Genomic DNA, 20,437 nt, shown 5'->3' with positions numbered 1-20,437 from the left:
TCCTATGAAAGTTTGTGTAGTTGGAACCGGATATGTGGGCCTCGTTGCAGGAACCTGTTTTGCTGAATATGGCAATGAAGTTATTTGTATTGATAAAGATGAAAAGAAAATCAGTGACTTAAAACAAGGGATCATTCCCATCTATGAACCTGGACTAACCGAACTTGTGGAACGAAACCACAAAGAGGGAAGGCTCCACTTTTCCACATCACTAAAAGATGGTGTTGAGTCTTCCGAATTTGTTTTTATCGCTGTAGGTACACCCACTTCTGATAACGGATCAGCTGACTTAAGATTTGTTTTTGCCGTGGCAGAAGAAGTCGGTAAAGCAATGAACGGCTACAAAATCATCGTCGATAAATCAACAGTTCCCGTGGGAACCGCTGACCAAGTAAAGGCCATTGTGGCAAAACACACAAAACATCCGTTTGATGTTGTTTCCAATCCAGAGTTTTTAAAAGAAGGTGCTGCGATTGATGACTTTATGCGACCTGAACGTGTTGTGATTGGTGCTGAGTCAGAAGTCGCTGCCAAAAAAATGAGCGAACTTTATTCTCCGTTTGTGTTAAATGGAAACCCAATCATTACCATGAGCATTCGTTCTGCAGAACTTACTAAGTATGCATGTAACGCCTTCCTTGCGACAAAGATTTCCTTCGTCAATGAAATCGCAAATCTCTGTGACGCACTTGGTGCCAACTATGATGATGTCAGAAAAGGGATGGGTACAGATTCGAGAATTGGACGTCAGTTTTTATACGCAGGGATTGGATATGGTGGATCTTGTTTTCCAAAAGATGTAAGAGCGCTTTTACGCACAGCGGAAGAAGTCAAAGCTCCTATGCATATCATTCAGTCGGTAGAAGATGTAAACGAAAAACAAAAAACTCGTTTAACAGATAAAATTTTTGAACACTTCAAATCAACAGATATGAAAGGAAAAACTTTTGGGATTTGGGGTTTATCTTTCAAACCGGGAACAGATGATATGCGAGAAGCTCCATCCATTCCTCTTATTTATGAACTACATAAAAATGGCGCCAAAATCCAAGTGTTTGATCCTGCTTCTATGGAAACATCGAAGTATTATTTTGATGGAAAGGTCGAATACAAAAAGGATGCATACTCGGCTCTTCAAGGAGCAGATGCCATGTTGTTACTCACGGAATGGCGAGAATTTAGAGAGCCTGATTTTAGTAAAATCAAGTCTCTACTGAAATCTCCGCTAGTTTTTGATGGAAGAAACCAATACAAACCAACTCTTATGAACGAGTTAGGTTTTACTTATTATTCTATCGGGAACAGGTAAATTATTTAGTCCAACTGAAAGTAATCTTTTGGTTGGACTAAAATCCTCTTTCTATTTCAGACAAAGCCTCATTACACATTGATTTATCGGTTTCAGACGTTAGTTGCGGTTTGATTTCGGTCAGGATCGATTTTGCAAGTTTCGATTCCCCTGCATCCTTTAATGTCAGTCCATAATACAACTTGGCAGTAATTTTCCGATGGGACGTCGGATAAAGTTCCAGAAAATCTTTCCAAGATTTTGCAGCAGATTCTTTCGAACCATGAATGGATTTAACTAAGTTTAAGTTGAAATAGGCATTTTCTTTAAGTATTGAGGCAGTTTTTGAATTTTGAATGGCTTCAGTGAATTGGAGTTCTGCTTTTTCAAACTCTTTGTTTTGAAAATACAACAAACCTAATCGAAAATGGATATCGGGACTATTTACATTTCGCCTAAGTTCTGTTTTGAGATACGACTCAATATTCGGCTCTTGCAGGATTCTTTTGGAAATACCCAAAATATCTTCCTTTGTGGCGAGTCCAGAAATCTTAGTCACATAGTTTCCATCCCCATCTAAAAAAAGTATCGTAGGATAACCCTCGATACTGTATTTTTTTCGGAGGTTGGGGAATTCTTCCCCATCTAACCTGACTTTTACGAAACTATCTAATACCCGACTTACCTCGGGATCAGGAAAAATTTCTTTTTCTAAAACCAAACAGTAGGTACACCAATCTGCAAATACATCCACGATGATAAATTTATTGTCTTGTTTTGCCGATTCGAAACCCTTCTGGATGGAACTTCCCCAAGGGGATTCGGAAAACAGTGCGCTCGTGCATAGAAGGAAAAAAACAGGAAGAATCTTACGAACCATCCATTGAATTCTATTGGATTCTCTTTGTTTGAATAGTCAATTTTCGCTTTTTCGAAATGGAATGGGCAGTTTCCATGGTCGCTAGAAGGTCAAAATATGGAATTTTTACTGAAACTGGAAGAACTACTCCGCAAACGTAAGGAAGAATTGCCTGAAAAGTCTTATACAGCCGAACTCTTCCGCGACGGTGTTGACCGCATTCTCAAAAAAATTGGTGAGGAAGCCGGCGAGGTCATCATTGCTGCAAAAAATCCCAATGAGAAAGAACTCATCCATGAAATAGCTGATTTGGTATTTCATTTAGAAGTGCTTATGGTGGAAAAAGGAATTAGCCTATCTACCATTGCAAAAGAATTGGAAAAACGCCATAGCTAAACAGAAGGTTTCCCACAGGAAACTAAATGAAGATATTTCTGTATTTATTTTACCCTTTGAGTTGGATTTACCGTTTCCTCTTCTGGTGGTCCCAAAGTAGAATTCTTCCATTTCACTTGCCGAATGTTTTAGTGATTAGTGTTGGGAATCTCACCGTGGGAGGAACTGGCAAAACTCCCTTTGTTCAGTATTTGGTGCGATACTTTCAAAAAAAATACCCTAGTTATGCGATCACAATTTTATCTAGAGGATACAAAGCGGAAAAAACTAAAGAAGGGGCAATTTTGCCGAGTGGTAACGAACCTCAGTTGTATGGGGATGAACCAAGCCAACATAAGGAAATGTTTCCTGATGTGCAGGTAATCATTGGCAGAGATAGAAAAAAATCCTTTCTCTTATATAACAAAATCCAATCCAAAAAACATATTGTGATCCTAGATGATGGCTTCCAACACAAACAATTGTATCGAGATTTTGATTTTGTTTTGCTTGATGCAAATTCCCCTTTTGGGAATGGTTTGACTCTTCCTTTGGGTTTTTTACGAGAACCGATTGGTCATAGCAAAAGAGCCAATGCCATCGTCTTTACTAAGTTAACTTTGCAACACAAACAACGATTAGATCGATATAAAAAGGTCCTAATCCAAAATGATGTTACAATTCCGATTTTCCATTCTAGTTTCCAAGCTACTGTTAAAGAAGTTTTGTTGAATCAAAATTTTATTCAGGAACCATTTCCATTGCATTCCAATTTGAATTTAAAATACTTTTTGATAACTGGAGTTGGAAATCCAAAAAATGTTTATGAAACAGCAAAATCTACTTTGTTATCAGAATCTATTCGAACTAAATTTTTTCCCGACCACTTTGAATATGCAACCAGTTCCCTGTTGTCATTGTTGAATGAAATACAAACAAGTGAGATCCTAATCACCACCGAAAAAGATTGGATTAAGATGCGAAAAGATACTAGTTTTACAGGGGAATTGGTGAGACGAAATATTCGAGTATTTTTGTTGTTAATCCAAGTTTCTATCGAAGAAGATGAAGAAATGAAATCTATGTTAGCTGGTCTCGTTTCCACATACGAATCAAAAACCGGTCAGGTTTCAGGGACTTAAAAGTTGTTTCTGGTATTGGACTTGTTTCTTCCAACATAGAGGAAACGAGAATTTCCGCGGAATATAACGCATGGGTAAGTCCTCGTGAACCAAGTCCGTTGAGAATCCCCACAGATTCATAATAAGGGATATTCATCTTTTTATCCGAATTCCTTAATAAATTTTGGTATTTAATAGATAAGTCGAGTTTGGAAATATTCGGTAATTTGCCAACAATGGGATGGCGGTCTTGCGATTGGGTTCTATAACTTACTCTTGTGGGAAACAAACGAGGGTTTTGTGGTACCCATTCTGCGGAAAGATTTGGCAATCTATTGAGTAGTTCTTTCCACATAGATTCGGATTCTTCTGGCCTTGGCTCTTCTTCTAATTTGAATTCATCAAATGTAGCACCTAAAACCTGGTATCCCCCAATCGCAGCAGTGAGATAATCACCATATAAAATTCCGTAAGTATTTGTCGGTTTTTGCTCTGGAATTTTTAGAATTTGGCCTCTCACTTTCCGTAAGGGAAGCCATTCCAAATGAGGATCGTCTGCAAACTGGTATCCTTGGGTTAGGAATAAATAATCGCATTCGATTTCGCCTTCCGAAGTTTGGCAGAGAACTTTCGATTTATTTTCTTCTTCCACCCAACTAAGTAATTTACAGGAATATTTTGTGATTGGGTCAGATAGAGCCAGGATTTGTTTTGTTAGATCTGCTGGAGAAATTGATTTTCCTTCGGGAAAAAAAAGAGCAGGGGAATCTGAGAATGGTTCGGTACTTTCTTTTGCGGTTTGGTCTAGGATTTGATGAGAAAGGATTGCGTTCGCATAACGATCGTAAACTTCCTTCGTATCCATTAAAAAATAAATGCCATCTGCATGAGGAACAAGTTTTTCTAAATGGTAATTTCGCCAAATGGATAGAAAGAATTGGAATGCTGCTAAGGAAAATTCCGACTCGGATGTTTTGTGTTTGGTGAGGAACGGATACACCACACCAATGGGGTTCCCACTTGCATGTTTTGCAGGTCCTGTGTCTGAATCTATGAGAATGGTTCGTATGTTCCTTTTTTTTAACGCAAAACAAACGCTAGCGCCAGCGATTCCTGCTCCCACAACAACTGCAATTTTTTCCTGATGATCCATAAGGTTTTATTTTAAAAATCCAGAAATCATCTCGCGTTTTCGACCGAATCCTTTTTTCTTTTCTACAACAAACCCAAGTTCGGCGAGGTTTCTTCGTAAAAAACCGGCAGAGGAGAAAGTTGCAAAACTAGTTCCAACGATGGATTTTTCGCGTAACTGCTTTAGTACCTCAGAAGACCACATGTCAGGATTTTTCCCCGGTGAAAATCCATCTAAATACCAAGAATGGATTTCTGGAAAATTCGGCAGACAGTCTTTGATATCCCCAAAGTAAACTTGTAAGGTAAATGAGTTTTGGTTATATGTATGCTTCCAATGATAAGTCCATAGGTTTTTGGAAGGATCTTTTTCCCATGTTTGGGTTGCAGATTCATAGGAACAAATTAATTCTTCAAACCAAAGGTCCTTGTCCGGATAACTTGCGTTTAATGTTAGTAAAATGTTTGCCGTTAAAGGATATCCCTCTAGACTAATGAATGTAACGGGTGGAGGGTTTTTGGATAATTTCCAAACATCTAAAGTGACGAAAACATTGAGCCCGGACCCAAATCCTAATTCGCCAATGCGAAACGTGGGTTTGTCATTTCCCTCCAACTTCGATTGGATTTCGTTCCCACTCACAAAGACAAACTGTGATTCTTCCCACCCACCTTGTTTGGAGAAATACACATCATCGAATAACACGGAAACCGGCACTCCGTCTTTGAATTCTATAGTGTTGTGCGTGTCTTTCTCTTGGGGGTTTGTCATTTAGGCTTGCTCCCCATCTTTTCTGGTCCCACTTCCCTTGGAAACTCAATCTCCATACCCCTTCCTTCGGATCATAAATCCCGACTCAGTTGACCGAAATTATTATGTCTCATAAAAAAGGCTTTCCAAAAGGAGGGTACTCTTCATATTTTTCCCAGGTTCGGGGGATATTCTATGGATTTTGTAAAAATCCGAGGTAAAGACTTACAAGACTGCATCATGCAGATGAAGATGAAATACGGTCCAGAGGCACATCTCTATGACCAACGAGTGATCACAGAAGGTGGACTCTTTGGCACAGGGCTTATGGCCCAACGTATGTATGAAATCGATGTGGGTGTCCCCGAAAAACAAAACTCCAAAGAGAGAATTGAACGCAAGTTAAAGGATCTCAAAGAACTTATCAAACAAAAACAGAGAACGGAATCCCTTCCCGAATCAGGCCTTGTGGGGATTGGATCCAACCACTCGGCATCTATAGGAAATGGTGGGAACCTTCGGAAAAAGAACATTGATGCCGTGCGACCTTTTTCAGAACGCCGTCGTAGACAAAATCCCCCAGTTTACGAAATCGAAGCGCATGAAGAAAGACCAGTTGGTCTTTCCCTTTCCGAAGCTAAGGACTCTTTCGTAGAGGTAACAACTCCTACCAAACCACAAATACCAGATCGTCACCCACATATCCAAAAGCTCGTGGATCGTCTGTTAAATGAAGGAATGTCATCTGGATTTCTGGAAGAGATGGCGATCGCTCTGGAACGCAGGTTATCTGCAGTGGACCTCACTCGTTATGCGAATGTTACCGATAAAGCAGTCACATATTTAGAAGAAAGAATCCAAATTGACTCCGATCTTTTTAGTGGAACCCCACGTGGGAAACGTAAGATCATTTTCTTTGTAGGACCTACTGGGTCTGGAAAAACAACCTCCATTGCAAAACTAGCTGCTAAATACAGTTTGCACATGGGTAAAAAAGTTTCCCTTTATACAACGGACAACTACCGGATTGCTGCCATCGACCAACTTAAATTTTATGCGGATGCGATGGGATTGCCTTTCTATGCCGCCAAAGATTTACGCAAAATGAAAGAGACAATTGTCCGTGATGGATCCGAACTCATCCTTGTTGATACGGCAGGTTATTCCCATAGAAAGTCAGAAAACCTGGAAAAACTTCAGGAATTCTACCAAGTTTTTGGGGAAAAGGATTATATTGAAACAGTCCTAGTGCTTTCCTCCACTGTCTCAAAAGACAATGCTCTTGCAGTGGCAAAGGCTTACGAATCGGTCGGGTACAAAAGAATTTTATTAACGAAGCTAGATGAAGCAGAATTTTTAGGTTCTGTAGTGGAATTAGCCGATACTATTCACAGGGAATTCGCATTTTTAAGTGTAGGCCAGGATGTTCCTTTTGATATCCTAAATGCCTCGAAAAAACTTCTTGCCGAATGTGTAATTTTTCCGGAAAAATTGAAAGGGATAGCGGGCGAGGTCTTCGAAAAGACCGTGTAACGAGCGTCGTTATCCTGAAAGCCTAGGGGTAACGATGGACCAAGCTGCAAATCTTAGAAAGCTCACTGAATCTGGTGCTGGATTAAAACTTGTACAACCCCAGGATACAGTTAAAAAAACCAAAATCATTGCGGTAGCTTCCGGTAAAGGTGGAGTAGGGAAAAGTACTGTATCCGTAAACCTTGCGATCTCCATTGCAAAGACTGGCCTCAAAGTTTTGATCTTTGATGGTGACTTGGGTCTTGCGAACGTAAACGTACTTCTTGGTATCATTCCGAAATACAATTTATACCACGTGGTGAAAGGCCACAAATCTCTCAAAGACATCGTGATCTCCACGCCAGAAGGTGTGGACATCATTGCAGGTGCCTCTGGTTATTCCCAACTAGCCAACCTAAATGAAACACAAAGAAATAATTTGATCAAAGGATTTGCAGAGCTTGATCGTTATGATGTGATGATCATAGACACTGGTGCTGGGATTTCTGCCAATGTGATTGGCCTTGTGATGCCGGCCGATGAAGTGATTGTTGTCACTACCCCTGAACCTACCTCCATTACTGACTCTTATGGGCTCATCAAATCCATTGTCTCTCAATCCAAAGACAAAAATCTCAAAATCATTGTGAACCGTGTGCGTTCTGCGATTGAAGGGAAAAAAGTAGCCGACCGTGTCATCGATATCTCCGGTCAATTTTTAGAAGTGCAAGTAGAGAACTTAGGATTTATCTTCCAAGACGAAGAAGTAGAAAAGTCCATCAGGGAACAAAAACCATTCATCATTGGCGCTCCTCGTTCCAAGGCAGCAGCTTGCCTGACGAGAGTCACACATACCCTCTTACAAACTGAAGGCGGTTACACGGATGAGGAAGGACTCACCGGTTTCTTTAAAAAATTCTTTAGCTTTGTCGACTTCAAAGAGAAAGAAATGCAAGAGGATATGGAGGAAGACAACTAAGTGCTGATCGGATTTGTACTGGGATTTGCGATCCTCGGAGCCATCATCAGTTCCGTCTGTGGGTTTCTTGTTGGAAACCGACTTGGTTATATACTCTTTGTCTCCCTCATCTCCACGTTTGCTTTTGGTGGATTGGGTTTTGGTATTTTTTCTGTCTTACAAAAGAAAGTCCCTGAATTTTTAGAGTTCTTATCTACATTTTCTATTGGTGGTTTCGGTGGTACAGGCCATTCCGATGACTATGACCAAGAACACGGTGGAATGGAGCCAACTCGATCTGAGTCCGTGGGGTCCGATGATTATGGAGTCCAACAGGTGGGGGATGCCGCCGTGGATGCTAAACTTGCCATGGCTAAGTCTGGAAAATTTGGCGATCATATCATTGTGGACAAAATTGCGATCAAAAACGAGCCAAAACTCATGGCTGAGGCCATTCGTACCATGATGGCGAAGGATGATACCCAGGAGAGTTGAAAAATTACTGTTTTTAGAGGACATAAGAAAAAATCCTCTTGTAATTTCCCTTTCTATACGATTTTTTCTATAAAGTAAAGAGATTCCGTACTTCGGTTCCCTATGTCAAGATTGCTAGACAAATACAATCAGTTTGATGAGACAGATCTTTGGAAACAATACCGCGTCACAAAGGATGCGGAGATCCGAAGTTACCTTGTTGAAAAATATTCCCCTCTCGTCAAACACGTGGCTGGGCGGATTGCCATTGGCATGCCTCAAAATGTCGAATTTGAAGACCTCGTAAGTTATGGCGTTTTTGGTCTGTTAGACGCCATTGAAAAATTCGACCCTTCTCGAGAAATTAAATTCAAAACCTATGCCATGACCCGAATTCGTGGGTCTATTTTTGACGAACTAAGAAGTGTGGACTGGATTCCTCGTTCTATCCGTCAAAAAGCAAAACAGTTGGAAAACATCATTGCCATGCTTGAGAACAAAGAAGGCAAAAAAGTGGAAGATGAAGAGATCGCAAAAGAACTCGGAGTCTCCATGGAAGAATACAACTCGTTACTTGCTAAACTTTCTGGAACCTCTCTTGTTTCTTTAAATGATATTTGGTTTCTCGGTGATGAGAACGATGAAGTTTCCTTTATGGAAACTTTAGAGTCTCCGATGAATATGAACCCGGACAATATCATCGAAAAAGAAGAAATCAAAAACGTAATCGTAGAAGCCATCCAATCGTTACCAGAAAAAGAAAAGAAAGTCATCGTTCTCTATTATTATGAAGACCTCACCTTAAAAGAAATAGGTGAAGTTTTAGAAGTTACGGAATCTCGGATTTCGCAGCTCCACACAAAAGCAGTCGCAAGACTTCGCAGCAAACTCTCTAAAGTAAAATCCGCGATCCAAAAAAGGTAAACAGATATGTCTCTCACTGAATTTCTTACAGAGGAACTGAAAGAGTTCGACCGTAAGGAAAAAGAACAAGTGGAAGTCATTGCCGATACCATCGAAGAGTGTCTGGCAATCGCCTCCGGGCACTTAGGCCGCAAAGTTCATGAAATTGATTATACTGTTTTAAAAAGAGGAAAAAAATCTTTATTTTTTTCTGAACCCTATCATATCCGCGCCTCCATCATTCCTGATGATATGCTCTTAGATGAACTCAGCCTTTTAGATGAACACCTAACGGGCGGTAGTGGAAAGTTAGTATCTAAAGACTTAAAAGAACTCGTTACGCCAAAAAATAAAGATGGTCGGGTCACAGTTAAAATTTATAGAACCGGCGTATTTATTACTGTATATCCTCCTAGTGGGGAAGGCCTCGCCATGTCTATGGCTGATGTTTCTAAAAAACTTTCGTTTCGCGGTGTGGCGGGAGTTGACCAAAATTTAATTAACAAAATCCTCAAAGATAAAAAAGGGGAACCTGTTCTCATATCCAACCAGAAACCAAAAGCAGGAAATGATTCTAGTTGCAACGTTGAAATTGCACAGGAAAACATGAGAGCCTTTGTGACTGTGTTCCCTGCAAGACCCGGTGGTCGTGATTTGGAAGTATCAGACATCGTAGCAGCACTCAAAGGGATGGGTGTGGCACACGGACTCAAAGAAGATGATATACGTAAAGCTCTAGAGGAAGACATTCATAATAAACCTTTCATTGGGGCCGAGGGTGATTTCCCTGTGAATGGTAAAAATGCGGAAATCAAATACTATGTCCGTACGGAAAAGAAAATCAACTTCAAGGAAGACCAATCGGGTCGAGTCGATTACAAAGACTTAGATATGATTGAGAACGTGGTCGTTGGCCAACTACTTGCAGAAAAAATTCCCGCAGAAAAAGGAAAGTTTGGGCGCAATCTATTTGGGATGGTACTCCCGGCCAAAGATGGTTTGGATACCGAACTCAAACAAGGAAAAGGAACGATTCTTTCCGAAGACAAAATGCGTCTCACTGCCGAGGTCAACGGACAGGTGTTATATGCTGCTGGAAGGCTTTCTGTGGAAACGGTTTACCGTATCAATGGAGATGTGGGAGTTCGTACAGGAAATGTTACCTTCCTTGGTTCTATCATCATCACAGGAAACGTCGAAGATAATTATTCAGTGAAAGCTGCCGGTAACATTGAAATTTATGGAACCGTTCAAAAAGCCATAGTGGAAGCGGATGGAGACATCATCGTTCGCCAAGGGGTAACGGGAAGGGAAGAAGCAAGGATAGAATCTACCGGCGGAAACATTGTCGCCAAGTTCATCCAGAACGCTACTTGCATTACAGAAAAAGACATCATCGTCCAAGAAGGAATTTTACATTCACATCTGATGGCGGGTGGAAAGGTTTCCTGCAAAGGAAAACGGGGGCAAATTGTGGGGGGAACCATCCAAGCAGCCCAACTCATTTCTGCCAAAATCATCGGATCGCAAGCAAACCCTCAGACCGACCTCATCGTGGGAAACAATCCTAAGATCTTAAAACAGATTGGGGAATACGAAGAGAAACGAAAAGAAAACCAGGACAAACTGGACCAACTTACAAAAACCTTACGAACCCTCAAAGCAAGAAAAGAGGCCGATCCAGCGAGCTTTACTGCCGAGCAGGATGCCCATTTGCAGAAATTGGATGCGGGAACCAAAAAACTAGAAAAACGCATTGCTGAAGCAGGAAAGGACATCCAGACTCTTACCGAATATATGGACGAACAAGCTGCTAGTGGCCGTATATCAGTCGAGAAGACCATTTTCCCAGGTGTTACCATACGTATCCGCAATGCAGAGTTCAAACTCCGCCACGAGACCAAAGCCAAGACATTCTACGAAGAAGAGTCCCAGGTCCGCAGTGCCCCTTACGAAGATCCAGACGAACAGAAAAATGACTGGAGAAAAAAGAGAGGGCGTGGTAAGTCTAAGAATTAGGAGGGACACACTGATGATTCTAAACGAAAACTTCGCGAGTATTGCCCACCACTACGATTTTGCACGTAGGGCCCAGGCCGAGAATCCCTTCACCCACCAAAACCAGGTGGTGGAATTGCAAAAGGTTGTGATCCAAACCCAAAACCGAGCCCAAACGGTTCCTGATACAAAATCAGGGAACCAAAGTTCGGCAGCAAAACCGAAACAAGACAAAGAAAATTCGGTTTATGCTTATTCCAAAGAGGGAGTCATTTATGATCGTCCTAGTTTGGAAAGAGGATTTCGTTTTGATTTAAAAGCTTAAAGCACTCACTCCGGAATGTTGTTGGAAATGTTCTGTAGGAGAATGGCATGGAACTCTTTTCCCTTGTTTTAATTAATTTATTATTTTGTGGGATGATGTATGTATTCATTTCGGCAAAAGTCCAAAAAGCAGTCCAAGAATATTACGATAAAAAACTGAATCGGGCTATTGACATGGCCACTCAAGAAACCATACGCGAGTTAGATGCCACGGTTGGGGTCATCGAATCGAAAATGGTGGCTCTTCGTTCTATGATGGAACGAGGAGAGATCCTTGTCAAAGAATTCAAACATTACCAAAATTCTGGTCTTTCCATGAAATCGGAGTTAGTTCCTGAGTCGGTTCTAGAAGAAGAACCTGTTTTGGATATAAAAGAACAACGGACAGGGATTGGAAAAATCTACCAAGCCAACCAAATTCCCGTTCCTTTATCGGAAGCCGAAACGACAGAAGGGGCAGTGAACCAAGCCTTTGGAAAATTAGGCAAAGCGGTAAAAGGAATTTTTGGAATGGAATCTGTAAATTCTCCATCCGCAGAGGCTCTCGATAATTTAGAAGTGCAAACCTTCCAACCTAAGATGAATTATACGGTCGGTGGGAATCCCTTTACAGAAGAAAAACCATCAGAGGCCATTCGCAATGAACTTGTAGATGGATCTAAAAAACGAGATTTTTTGAATGAAGTATCAAAAGCCAATGATCCTGCCTTTGCCTCTTACCAAAAAATGAGTATGGAGAAGGTAGATCTTTCGATTGAGTCTGCATTGGAAGAACTAGCTCCTTCGGCAACAAAGATAGATAAAGTGGTGCACCTCATCAAAAAAGGATACAAACATGATGAAATTTCCGAAGCCATGAATATTGGCATTCATGAAATTCATCTAATTGAAACGATTCGACTTGATCGATCTAGAAGAATCTAAAAGTATGTTTCCATGTCTTCGTTTCCGGTACTCAATGTAGGTTTTTCGAACGTAGTATTTGTATCGAAAATTTTGACTATCCTCCAAGCTGACTCTGCAGGAGCCAAACGACTTCGTTCGGAAGCAAAGTCGGAAAGTAGGCTTATTGATGCCACTGGGGGACGAAAGACAAGATCCGTTCTCGTTTTAGATTCAGGACATATCCTTCTCTCTGCAATCCGACCAGAAAGTTTATCCAAACGGTTAGAATCCGGGGACAATCATTTTGCGGAAGGAGAAGAGGAGTCTGAAGATTGAAAGCAAATCCTAATTTGTATATTATTTCTTCTGTCGCCGGAGGTGGAAAGTCTACCATCATCTCTGCTTTACTTGCTGAGTATCCCGATTTCTATTTTTCCATTTCTTGCACCACAAGAGAACCAAGGCCTGGGGACGAGGAAGGCAAAACCTATTATTTTTTATCGGTTCCTGAGTTTAAAAAACGAATTGTCGATGGTGAGTTTTATGAATGGGCCGAAGTGCATGGTAATTATTATGGCACTCCCAAAGGTCCGATTCTTGCTGCCATCAGGGAACATCGGGTGGCACTTCTCGATTTGGATGTCCAAGGGGCCAAGTCTGTGAAGAAACTTCGGCCAGAGTCAGTGACTATTTTTATTGAACCACCGAGTAGAGAGATTTGGATTGAGCGTTTGATTCGCCGAGGAACCGATTCCAAAACGAGTGTGGAAAGGCGGATTGAAAACGGAATCAAAGAGCTGGATGAAGCACCAAGCTTTGATTATGTGGTTGTGAATGACCGACTAGAAGACGCCATTGAAGACGTCAAATCCATCCTCTTCAGAAAAGAATCCTAAACAAAACGTAGTTTACGGTTCGTCATTATCTTCATCGATACTTTTGCCGTAATTGGGAACGTTCCTTGCTCCTGCATCCAACCACTTGTTCGAGATCACAGACCTTCTTTCTGCAGGAAAAAGAGTGAGTAAGTATGTGGTGATGGTTTGTCTACCATCCTCTTCGGCATCTCTATCCATTTGTTCAAACACTTCTATGATATCGTAGTCCGGCCAATTGATTAACATATCTCTTGCCGACTCCGGTGGCATATTGGCTACCTTGTTTGCGAGTACCTTCACTTTTTCGGCGCGAGCATTGTCTTTTTTCAACTTGTCCGCCATTTCTTTTTCTTTACGTTGGATCCCTTCTTTGAGTTCTTCCAAACGTTCTTTATCGGCATGAAGCGAAGATGACTTTTCCTCTAACTCGCGTTTCATTTGTTCCAGTTCTTCGCGGTCGGCAATCAGTCTCTCTTTGGCTTTTTCCATCTCTAGTTTTTCTAACTCGGTTGGTGAGAGGAGGTCTTGGTTGACAAGCCCTGCTTGTTTTTTGAGAAAGGGTAAATAGTCTTCTGCATTGATGACTTGGAAGTAATCAAAAACAAAAAAGCCGATTGCGATTAAAAAGAAAATGAGAACGATTAAAAAGAAAGATCTTGTGCTATCGGTTACACTTGCCATTATGATTTCCCTTGTCCTAGGTAGTATTTTTCATAAAAATCACGAAGAGTTTTGAAGTCGGATGTGAGTTCGTCACCCCCGTCCTCACGGTTCAGAATTTTGAAAGTTTTTGGGATCTTTTTAGATTTTGCCGGCCCATAACTTTCTGTCGAATCGAATAATGATTGTTTGCTTAGTTGAAGGTTAAATTCTTCAACTTCTCTTCGTTCCATCCGGTTTCGTTTTTTCTTCCACTCAGTAAATCGTTTGTCTTTTAAAACTTCGATTACCTTTTTATTCATTCGCGCAACCATCACATCTTTACGAACCAAATTGACTTCGTCATTTTGGGTTTTGATACGTGTTTCCAATTCCTCATTGCGCCGCATAAGACCTTGGATGTATTGTTCGATGGAAAGGTAATCGGAAAGGCTTGTTCCCACTTTTGAGGAAGCAAGGATGGCTTCGTAAGAAGATTCAATTTCTCTTTCATTGGAATCTTTTTCGTCAATGAGGGAATTGAGTTTGGAGACAACTATAGAGAGCCGGCGGATTTCTTCTTCTTCCCGCCAACCTCGTAATTTGAGAACTGTCTCTAAACTAAAACGAAATCGTTTCACACCTGTCTATTTCTTCGGTTCTGAATAATTTTTGTACTCTTTTTTACTCGTATTTTTAAAAAAATGAGTAAAACTTGCAATATTGTCCTATAAACACTTACATCGAGTTGGTTTGGCGTTTGTCCTTCTTGGCCTAACGGCACTTCCATTATTTGCGACTTCTCCCGCCGAGATTGTGCGGAAAAGCCAGGGAAATCCAGTCCACTTAGAAGGGGAATGGGATTTTTATCCCCAAACTTTCCTCTCAGAAACGAGCGAAGTTCCCGAAACCAAACTGCAACTTTTAGTTCCCGGGATTTGGAATTCAGAACTGGGGACAGGGAATGGGTTTGGAACCTACCGGTTGGTTTTGGAAAGGCCTGAGGGAACCGATCCAGACACAGTGTATGGAATCAAACTTGTGGATTTGGCCACAGCATCCCGCGTGTATTGGAATGGGAAACTCCTTGGGTCTTCTGGTGTGGTTTCCAAAAATCCCGAAGAGTCCAGACCCTCTTACCAATTTCAATTCTATCCGCTTCCTTGGAAGGAAGGACCTAACGAACTATTGGTGGAAATTTCGAACTACCATCATGACAAGGGTGGAATGTGGGAACCGCCTTACGTCGGTGAGTGGAACAAACTTTTTAAAGAAAATGAAAAAGACTTAGCTTCTTCTTTATTTTTAGCTGGGGCCGTATTTATCATTGCCTTATACCACTTCGGATTATTTTATTTTAGGCGATCGGACAAAGGAAATTTACTTTTTGGATTTGCTGCCCTTCTTTTATCTTTGCGCACATTATTTACTGGGGAAAGGTTTGGATTCAATGAATTGTCTCCCTATATCAGTTGGAACCTTTGTCTCCGAATTGAATACCTGACGTTTTATTTAACACCCTATCTTTTCTTTGCTTTTTTTCGTGAGTTTTATCCTAACTTTTATCCGCGTTGGATGGATCGACTTCTCCTGGTCCCAACCTTAATTTTTATCAGTTTCCTTTTGGTTTTACCAACTCCCATTTATACAGAGTTAAATGGTTACTTCCATATTGTATTTTTATTGGGAATCCTTTTGATTTTACAAGGGGTATTCCGTGCGGTAATCAATCGAAAAGAGAGTAGTTTGTTATTTGCTGTTGGGATCATTTCTGTGGTGATTGCGGCTTCTATTGATTTACTCAATGCCTATCAGATTGTGTATACAGTGGAAGCGATTCCTATCGGAATTTTTGTATTTATTTTAGTGCAATCTTTAACACTTTCTAGACGGTTTAGCCGTGCTTTTTCGGAAGTAGAAACTCTTTCGAAAAGACTTCTTGCCTTAGACAAACTAAAAGATGAGTTTTTGGCAAATACTTCTCACGAATTAAAAACACCGCTGAATGGGATCATTGGTATCGCCGAATCTATGTTTGATGGTATTGGGGGAAGGTTAAACCAAGAACAAAGACAGAATTTAGGGATGATTGTGAGTTCAGGGAAACGTTTGTCTTCCCTCGTGGATGATATTTTGGACTTTTCCAAAATGAAAAATAGAGATTTGGATTTAGATCTCAAGGCCATAGACCTCCACCAAATTTGTGATTTAGTTCTTGTGATCTCACGTCCACTTTATGTAACAAAAAATCTAACAGTGCGAAATCACGTTCCTATGGATTTTCCTCCGATTCTCGGCGACGAGGCAAGGTTGCAACAAATCTTATTCAATCTAATCGGTAACGCGATTAAATTTACAGAGAAGGGTCGCATTGATGTTTCTGCAGAAATTATGGAGAAGATGTTAGTTCTTTCCATAAAGGATACAGGGATTGGAATTCCAAAAGATAAATTTAACGATATTTTTAGATCTTTTGAACAAGTGGATGCGACCACCACACGTAAGTTTGGTGGAACGGGACTTGGTCTTGCTATCTCCAAACGTTTAGTAGAGTTACATGGCGGAACGATATGGGTGGAATCTACGGAAGGGGAAGGTTCTACTTTTCGATTCACTCTTCCTTTGGCAAGGGAAGGGGAAATCCCAATGGAAAAACCGCCAGCCAAAAAAACGGATTTATGGTTCGGTGGTGAGTCTCTCGAATTTGAACCGATTGAAGAAACAACAGAAGAATATGATGGGGGAAAAATCAAAGTCCTCGTTGTGGATGATGAACCCATCAACCGCCAAGTCCTCAAAAACCATCTTACACTCATTGGTTGTGATGTCCATGAGGCGTCCAACGGTGGGGATGCCATCCGTATGGTGCGTGATGATGGTCCGTTTGAGCTAATGCTCCTGGATATTATGATGCCTGGAATGAGTGGGTATGATGTTTGTACGGTATTACGGGAATCTTATTCTTTATACCAACTTCCCATTTTGTTTTTAACGGCAAAAAACCAGATCACCGATATCATTGCCTCTTTGGAAGCTGGTGGAAATGACTATTTGGCAAAACCTTTCGACAAACGAGAGTTAATTTCTCGTGCTAAGAACTTAATCACTTTAAAAAAGGCAGTAGAAGAACAAAACAAATTCATCGCCTTCCAAAATGAGCTTGGTCTTGCAAGAAAACTCCAAAGTTCCATTCTTCCTGAAGAAGCGCCGAACATCGTTGGTATCAAAACAGAATTTTATTATGAACCCATGGACAGTGTGGGAGGGGACTTTTTTGACTTCCATGCGATCTCGGAGACGGAACTTGGTGTGATGGTTGCTGACGTGTCGGGCCATGGAATTCCTGCAGCTCTCATCTCTGCGATGTTAAAGATTGCTTTCTCCACTCAAATTCGTTTGTCCAGAGAACCGGCTCAACTCATGACCCAAATCAATTCTACCTTGCTTGGAAAAATGAAAGGAGCCTTCTTAACCGCATCTTATATCTACATTAATTTGGAAACAAAGGAAATGATCCACGCACGGTGCGGTCACCCACCTCTAATCATCAACCGCAGAGGGGAATCCAAACCGAAACTCAGTTTACCACAAGGAAAACTTATCGGTTGGATTCCTGAATTAGATATTCAAGAAGATATAGTCTCTCTTCATCCCGGAGATCGCATTGTTTTGTATACGGATGGGATTACAGAAGCAACGAATGCAGAAAAAGAAATGATTGGTCAGGAAAATTGGGAAAGTATCGTGCAAAGATATAGTGGATACCCTATTTCAGAATCCAAACGGTTGTTACTCGAAAAGATCAAAGAATTCACTGGGAACCGATCTCCCGATGATGATGTGACTTTGGTGGTCTTGGAAATTGAATAGAACCCCGATGGGTTTCCTTTGAATTGATATGAGTTTATCGATAATCTGCTATTGGAATTGTGTCGGTTAGGAATTAGGTCCTATCTCTAAAAATAAATTAGAAATCGTCCTCAGTACGAGTTGCAGATTGTAAAATTTTTGTAAGTCGGTTGGTTGAATCGTTGTAGTTGGACTTTTCTTCAATCCTTTGTTTCAGATAATCATCAATCTGAGATTTTTTATCAATAGCCATATCCACTTTTTCGTCGGCACCGCGAACATAGGCATTAAGCAAAATAATATCTTCAGAGTTTTTGTATTTAGAAATCAATTCTCGGACAATAGAGGCTCGCATATAGTGGTCTTCATTTACAATCTTTTGCATAAGCCTAGAAAGAGAAGCTGGCACATCAATCGCCGGATAGTGACTTTGTTCGGCAAGTTTTCTTGTAAGGACAATGTGTCCGTCAATGAATCCTCGCACTTTATCTGCCACAATATCATCCATATCATCTTCTGCATCCGTTAAAACTGTATAAAAACCAGTAATCGAACCTCCGTTATGTGAAGTTCCTGCTCTTTCTACAAGTTTTGCCATTTTGCTAAATACGCTGGATGCATATCCTTTTGTAACCACCGGTTCCCCAATCGAAAGTTCTCTCAGTGCTTCCGCGTAACGAGTGAGAGAGTCCATATACAAATTAACAGACATTCCTTTTTCCCGGAAGTATTCGGCTGCAGAACAAGCTAAATTGGCACAACTCACTTGCTCCATTTTAGATGAATCGGAAGTAGCTACAAAGACAACCGATTTGGCTAAGGCTTCTTTACCAAGTTCTACATGTAAGAATTCATTTACCTCACGACCCCTTTCGCCAATGAGAGCCACAACGTTTACATCAGCGTTCGTATAACGAGCGATCATACCGAGTAAACTTGATTTTCCTACTCCCGATCCAGAAAAAATTCCAATCCTTTGCCCACGGCCGACAGTTAACATTCCATCAATGGCTCGAACTCCTGTTTCCAGAATATCTGTGATTGGTGGGCGATCGAGTGGATTTAAGAACCGAGGTTCGGAAGGTCTTTCTTCTTTGGTAATGAGAATTCCTTTGTTATCGATGGGTTTGCCAAGACCGTTTAACACGCGTCCTAAGAGTTCTGGTCCAGCATTGAGGGTGATTTGTCTACCAGAAGAAAATACAAAGGCATGAGGAAATATCTGTTGTGTATCACCTAGCGGCATCAAGGTGTAGAGATGATCTTTAAAACCCACAAGGACGCAGGCTAAGTATCCTTTGTCAGAACCTCGTTCCACTTCTAAAATTTCTCCCACCTTAGAATCGGGAGGTCCTTGGGAATAAATGACATTGCCCACCACAGATACAACGACCCCACTTTTTCGGATGGGTTCAATTTTTTCGACGACATTCAGGTATTTGGAAATGGCATCGATATGTTCCGTAAATTTCTTTTCAATCATGGGGGCTTTTCACTCATCCAATCATGTGACATAATTAAATCAAGCGAATTGAGGAAGGGGGATGGGTTGTGTGGGATTGCGGTGGCGTTTTCCAAGGACCTTATACGAGAGGGTGACCTCGGGGTTTTTACCACCTTTTTTGTTCAATCTATGAGTTTGGCTCCTCTAGTTACCTCGGAAAACAGGAGCCAGAGAAAAACCCGATCTTAGCGGCAGAGTTTGATATTGTCGATATTGGAGATTTGTCGGGGTGCAGGCAGTTTTTTTCCAAGGACCACATTTCCACCTTCACCAATGCTTGCTGATTCGTACGCCCATTTGCCGAAGTTTGTGGAGACAGTGAAACAATCGGGAAAGGATTTGGATTCCTTGATCTCTGATCCGGCCCATAACAAAATGCGGTCTGGGGTTCTCAGATAGAGTGTTTTCCCATCTTCTGCCCAGCGAATTCCATAAAGAGGAAGGGCTGTCCAAAAATTGATGGGATAACTTTGGATTTTTTTGTCGGAGAGTTGGATGACATTCAATTCAAATTCGGAAAATTCCCCTTCTGCCGTAGGACTTGCCGTGACAAGCGCCACCAAGTTACCATTAGGTGATGGTGCCATTTGGAAGATGATACGTTTTTCAGGAGTGGCTGGATAAGAAAAGGCACCTCCAGTTTCTGGATACAGAGACAAAGTTTGGTTTAAAGTTCCATACTCATCATCCTTTCCATATAACACAAATAAAGTGGAAGATCCCGTATGGTAAAAGATACCATCACCGAGTGACCAAGAAGGTAAGTCCCATTCTTTCACGGACTTTCCACCAGTGGGTGCATTTTTTACTAATTTGATTTTACTTTTATAATTTCGTTTGTCCGTGGTTCCGTTCATCGGATTCCAGGAATCTTTTTCTTCATACTCAACCGTAAGAACTAAATTGAAGTTAGGATCATTGCTCGGTGAGACCTCTTCTGCCAATTGTGCGTGGCGCCAGATCATTTGTGAACATCCGATAAGGGTAA

General features: G+C 41.1%; 20 protein-coding genes. 13 read left to right on the top strand and 7 right to left on the bottom strand.

Annotation, left to right across the window (positions count from 1 at the left end; all coding sequences use genetic code 11):
- Positions 1–4 precede the first annotated feature (4 nt).
- Entirely contained in the window at positions 5–1,309 is a 1,305-nt protein-coding gene (locus LEP1GSC195_RS09745) for a UDP-glucose dehydrogenase family protein (protein WP_015681536.1), read from the top strand.
- 37 nt (positions 1,310–1,346) lie between these two features.
- On the opposite strand, the gene LEP1GSC195_RS09740 is transcribed toward LEP1GSC195_RS09745, so the two are convergent.
- A complete protein-coding gene (locus tag LEP1GSC195_RS09740) occupies positions 1,347–2,168 on the bottom strand; it encodes a thioredoxin fold domain-containing protein (RefSeq protein ID WP_015682370.1) in 822 nt (273 codons plus the stop codon).
- Between the two features lie 96 nt (positions 2,169–2,264).
- Between LEP1GSC195_RS09740 and hisE the strand changes: the two genes are divergently transcribed.
- A complete protein-coding gene (hisE, locus tag LEP1GSC195_RS09735) occupies positions 2,265–2,543 on the top strand; it encodes a phosphoribosyl-ATP diphosphatase (protein ID WP_002989187.1) in 279 nt (92 codons plus the stop codon).
- A gap of 26 nt (positions 2,544–2,569) precedes the next feature.
- Positions 2,570–3,664: a tetraacyldisaccharide 4'-kinase gene (lpxK, locus tag LEP1GSC195_RS09730; RefSeq protein WP_040506630.1), complete on the top strand. Its 1,095-nt coding sequence runs from the start codon at positions 2,570–2,572 to the stop codon at positions 3,662–3,664.
- Here lpxK and mnmC read toward each other — a convergent pair.
- Together mnmC and mnmD are read right to left on the bottom strand one after the other, a co-directional pair.
- A complete protein-coding gene (mnmC, locus tag LEP1GSC195_RS09725) occupies positions 3,603–4,796 on the bottom strand; it encodes an FAD-dependent 5-carboxymethylaminomethyl-2-thiouridine(34) oxidoreductase MnmC (protein WP_015681837.1) in 1,194 nt (397 codons plus the stop codon). The two genes, lpxK and mnmC, sit on opposite strands and share 62 nt — an antisense overlap.
- A 6-nt stretch (positions 4,797–4,802) precedes the next feature.
- Positions 4,803–5,546 (bottom strand): tRNA (5-methylaminomethyl-2-thiouridine)(34)-methyltransferase MnmD, encoded by a 744-nt coding sequence (mnmD, locus tag LEP1GSC195_RS09720; RefSeq protein ID WP_015682805.1) that lies wholly within the window; start codon positions 5,544–5,546, stop codon positions 4,803–4,805.
- A gap of 174 nt (positions 5,547–5,720) precedes the next feature.
- Here mnmD and flhF point away from each other — a divergent pair, with 174 nt between their 5' ends.
- The 9 genes from flhF (at position 5,721) to LEP1GSC195_RS09675 (ending at position 13,475) form a co-directional block, all read left to right on the top strand.
- A complete protein-coding gene (gene flhF, locus LEP1GSC195_RS09715; protein WP_015681010.1) occupies positions 5,721–7,058 on the top strand; it encodes a flagellar biosynthesis protein FlhF in 1,338 nt (445 codons plus the stop codon).
- Positions 7,059–7,092: 34 nt separating this feature from the next.
- The gene (locus LEP1GSC195_RS09710; protein WP_015682716.1) at positions 7,093–8,016 is read left to right on the top strand and encodes a MinD/ParA family protein; all 924 of its coding nucleotides are present in this window, start codon (positions 7,093–7,095) and stop codon (positions 8,014–8,016) included.
- Complete coding sequence (locus tag LEP1GSC195_RS09705) at positions 8,017–8,490, top strand: hypothetical protein (protein WP_015680591.1); 474 nt, start codon at positions 8,017–8,019, stop codon at positions 8,488–8,490.
- A gap of 102 nt (positions 8,491–8,592) precedes the next feature.
- On the top strand, positions 8,593–9,393 hold the full coding sequence (gene whiG, locus LEP1GSC195_RS09700) for an RNA polymerase sigma factor WhiG (RefSeq protein WP_039927380.1): 801 nt from the start codon (positions 8,593–8,595) through the stop codon (positions 9,391–9,393).
- A gap of 6 nt (positions 9,394–9,399) precedes the next feature.
- Positions 9,400–11,391 carry a FapA family protein gene (locus LEP1GSC195_RS09695; RefSeq protein ID WP_015682196.1) on the top strand — a complete coding sequence of 664 codons (1,992 nt, stop codon included), beginning with the start codon at positions 9,400–9,402 and terminating at the stop codon, positions 11,389–11,391.
- Between the two features lie 13 nt (positions 11,392–11,404).
- Complete coding sequence (locus LEP1GSC195_RS09690) at positions 11,405–11,695, top strand: hypothetical protein (protein WP_015682012.1); 291 nt, start codon at positions 11,405–11,407, stop codon at positions 11,693–11,695.
- 47 nt (positions 11,696–11,742) lie between these two features.
- Positions 11,743–12,618, top strand: a complete 876-nt coding sequence (locus tag LEP1GSC195_RS09685; RefSeq protein WP_015682567.1) for a hypothetical protein — start codon at positions 11,743–11,745, stop codon at positions 12,616–12,618.
- Positions 12,619–12,630: 12 nt separating this feature from the next.
- Complete coding sequence (locus LEP1GSC195_RS09680) at positions 12,631–12,915, top strand: DUF370 domain-containing protein (protein WP_015681102.1); 285 nt, start codon at positions 12,631–12,633, stop codon at positions 12,913–12,915.
- A complete protein-coding gene (locus LEP1GSC195_RS09675; RefSeq protein ID WP_015681633.1) occupies positions 12,912–13,475 on the top strand; it encodes a guanylate kinase in 564 nt (187 codons plus the stop codon). Before LEP1GSC195_RS09680 ends, LEP1GSC195_RS09675 begins: the two co-directional genes overlap by 4 nt.
- Before the next feature lie 12 nt (positions 13,476–13,487).
- Here LEP1GSC195_RS09675 and LEP1GSC195_RS09670 read toward each other — a convergent pair whose 3' ends face one another.
- Positions 13,488–14,138 carry a periplasmic-type flagellar collar protein FlbB gene (locus LEP1GSC195_RS09670; protein WP_002989672.1) on the bottom strand — a complete coding sequence of 217 codons (651 nt, stop codon included), beginning with the start codon at positions 14,136–14,138 and terminating at the stop codon, positions 13,488–13,490.
- Positions 14,138–14,737: a flagellar export protein FliJ gene (locus LEP1GSC195_RS09665; RefSeq protein WP_015682220.1), complete on the bottom strand. Its 600-nt coding sequence runs from the start codon at positions 14,735–14,737 to the stop codon at positions 14,138–14,140. Before LEP1GSC195_RS09665 ends, LEP1GSC195_RS09670 begins: the two co-directional genes overlap by 1 nt.
- An 82-nt stretch (positions 14,738–14,819) precedes the next feature.
- On the opposite strand from LEP1GSC195_RS09665, the gene LEP1GSC195_RS09660 reads away from it, so the two are divergent.
- On the top strand, positions 14,820–17,966 hold the full coding sequence (locus tag LEP1GSC195_RS09660; protein WP_015681458.1) for a SpoIIE family protein phosphatase: 3,147 nt from the start codon (positions 14,820–14,822) through the stop codon (positions 17,964–17,966).
- 97 nt (positions 17,967–18,063) lie between these two features.
- Here LEP1GSC195_RS09660 and LEP1GSC195_RS09655 read toward each other — a convergent pair whose 3' ends face one another.
- Positions 18,064–19,428: a FliI/YscN family ATPase gene (locus LEP1GSC195_RS09655; RefSeq protein ID WP_015682426.1), complete on the bottom strand. Its 1,365-nt coding sequence runs from the start codon at positions 19,426–19,428 to the stop codon at positions 18,064–18,066.
- 206 nt (positions 19,429–19,634) lie between these two features.
- On the bottom strand, positions 19,635–20,414 hold the full coding sequence (locus tag LEP1GSC195_RS09645; protein WP_015682462.1) for a hypothetical protein: 780 nt from the start codon (positions 20,412–20,414) through the stop codon (positions 19,635–19,637).
- Positions 20,415–20,437: the final 23 nt, after the last annotated feature.

It is taken from the genome of Leptospira wolbachii serovar Codice str. CDC (assembly GCF_000332515.2).
Lineage (GTDB): Bacteria > Spirochaetota > Leptospiria > Leptospirales > Leptospiraceae > Leptospira_A > Leptospira_A wolbachii.
This window is presented reverse-complemented; position numbering and strand designations above follow the sequence as displayed.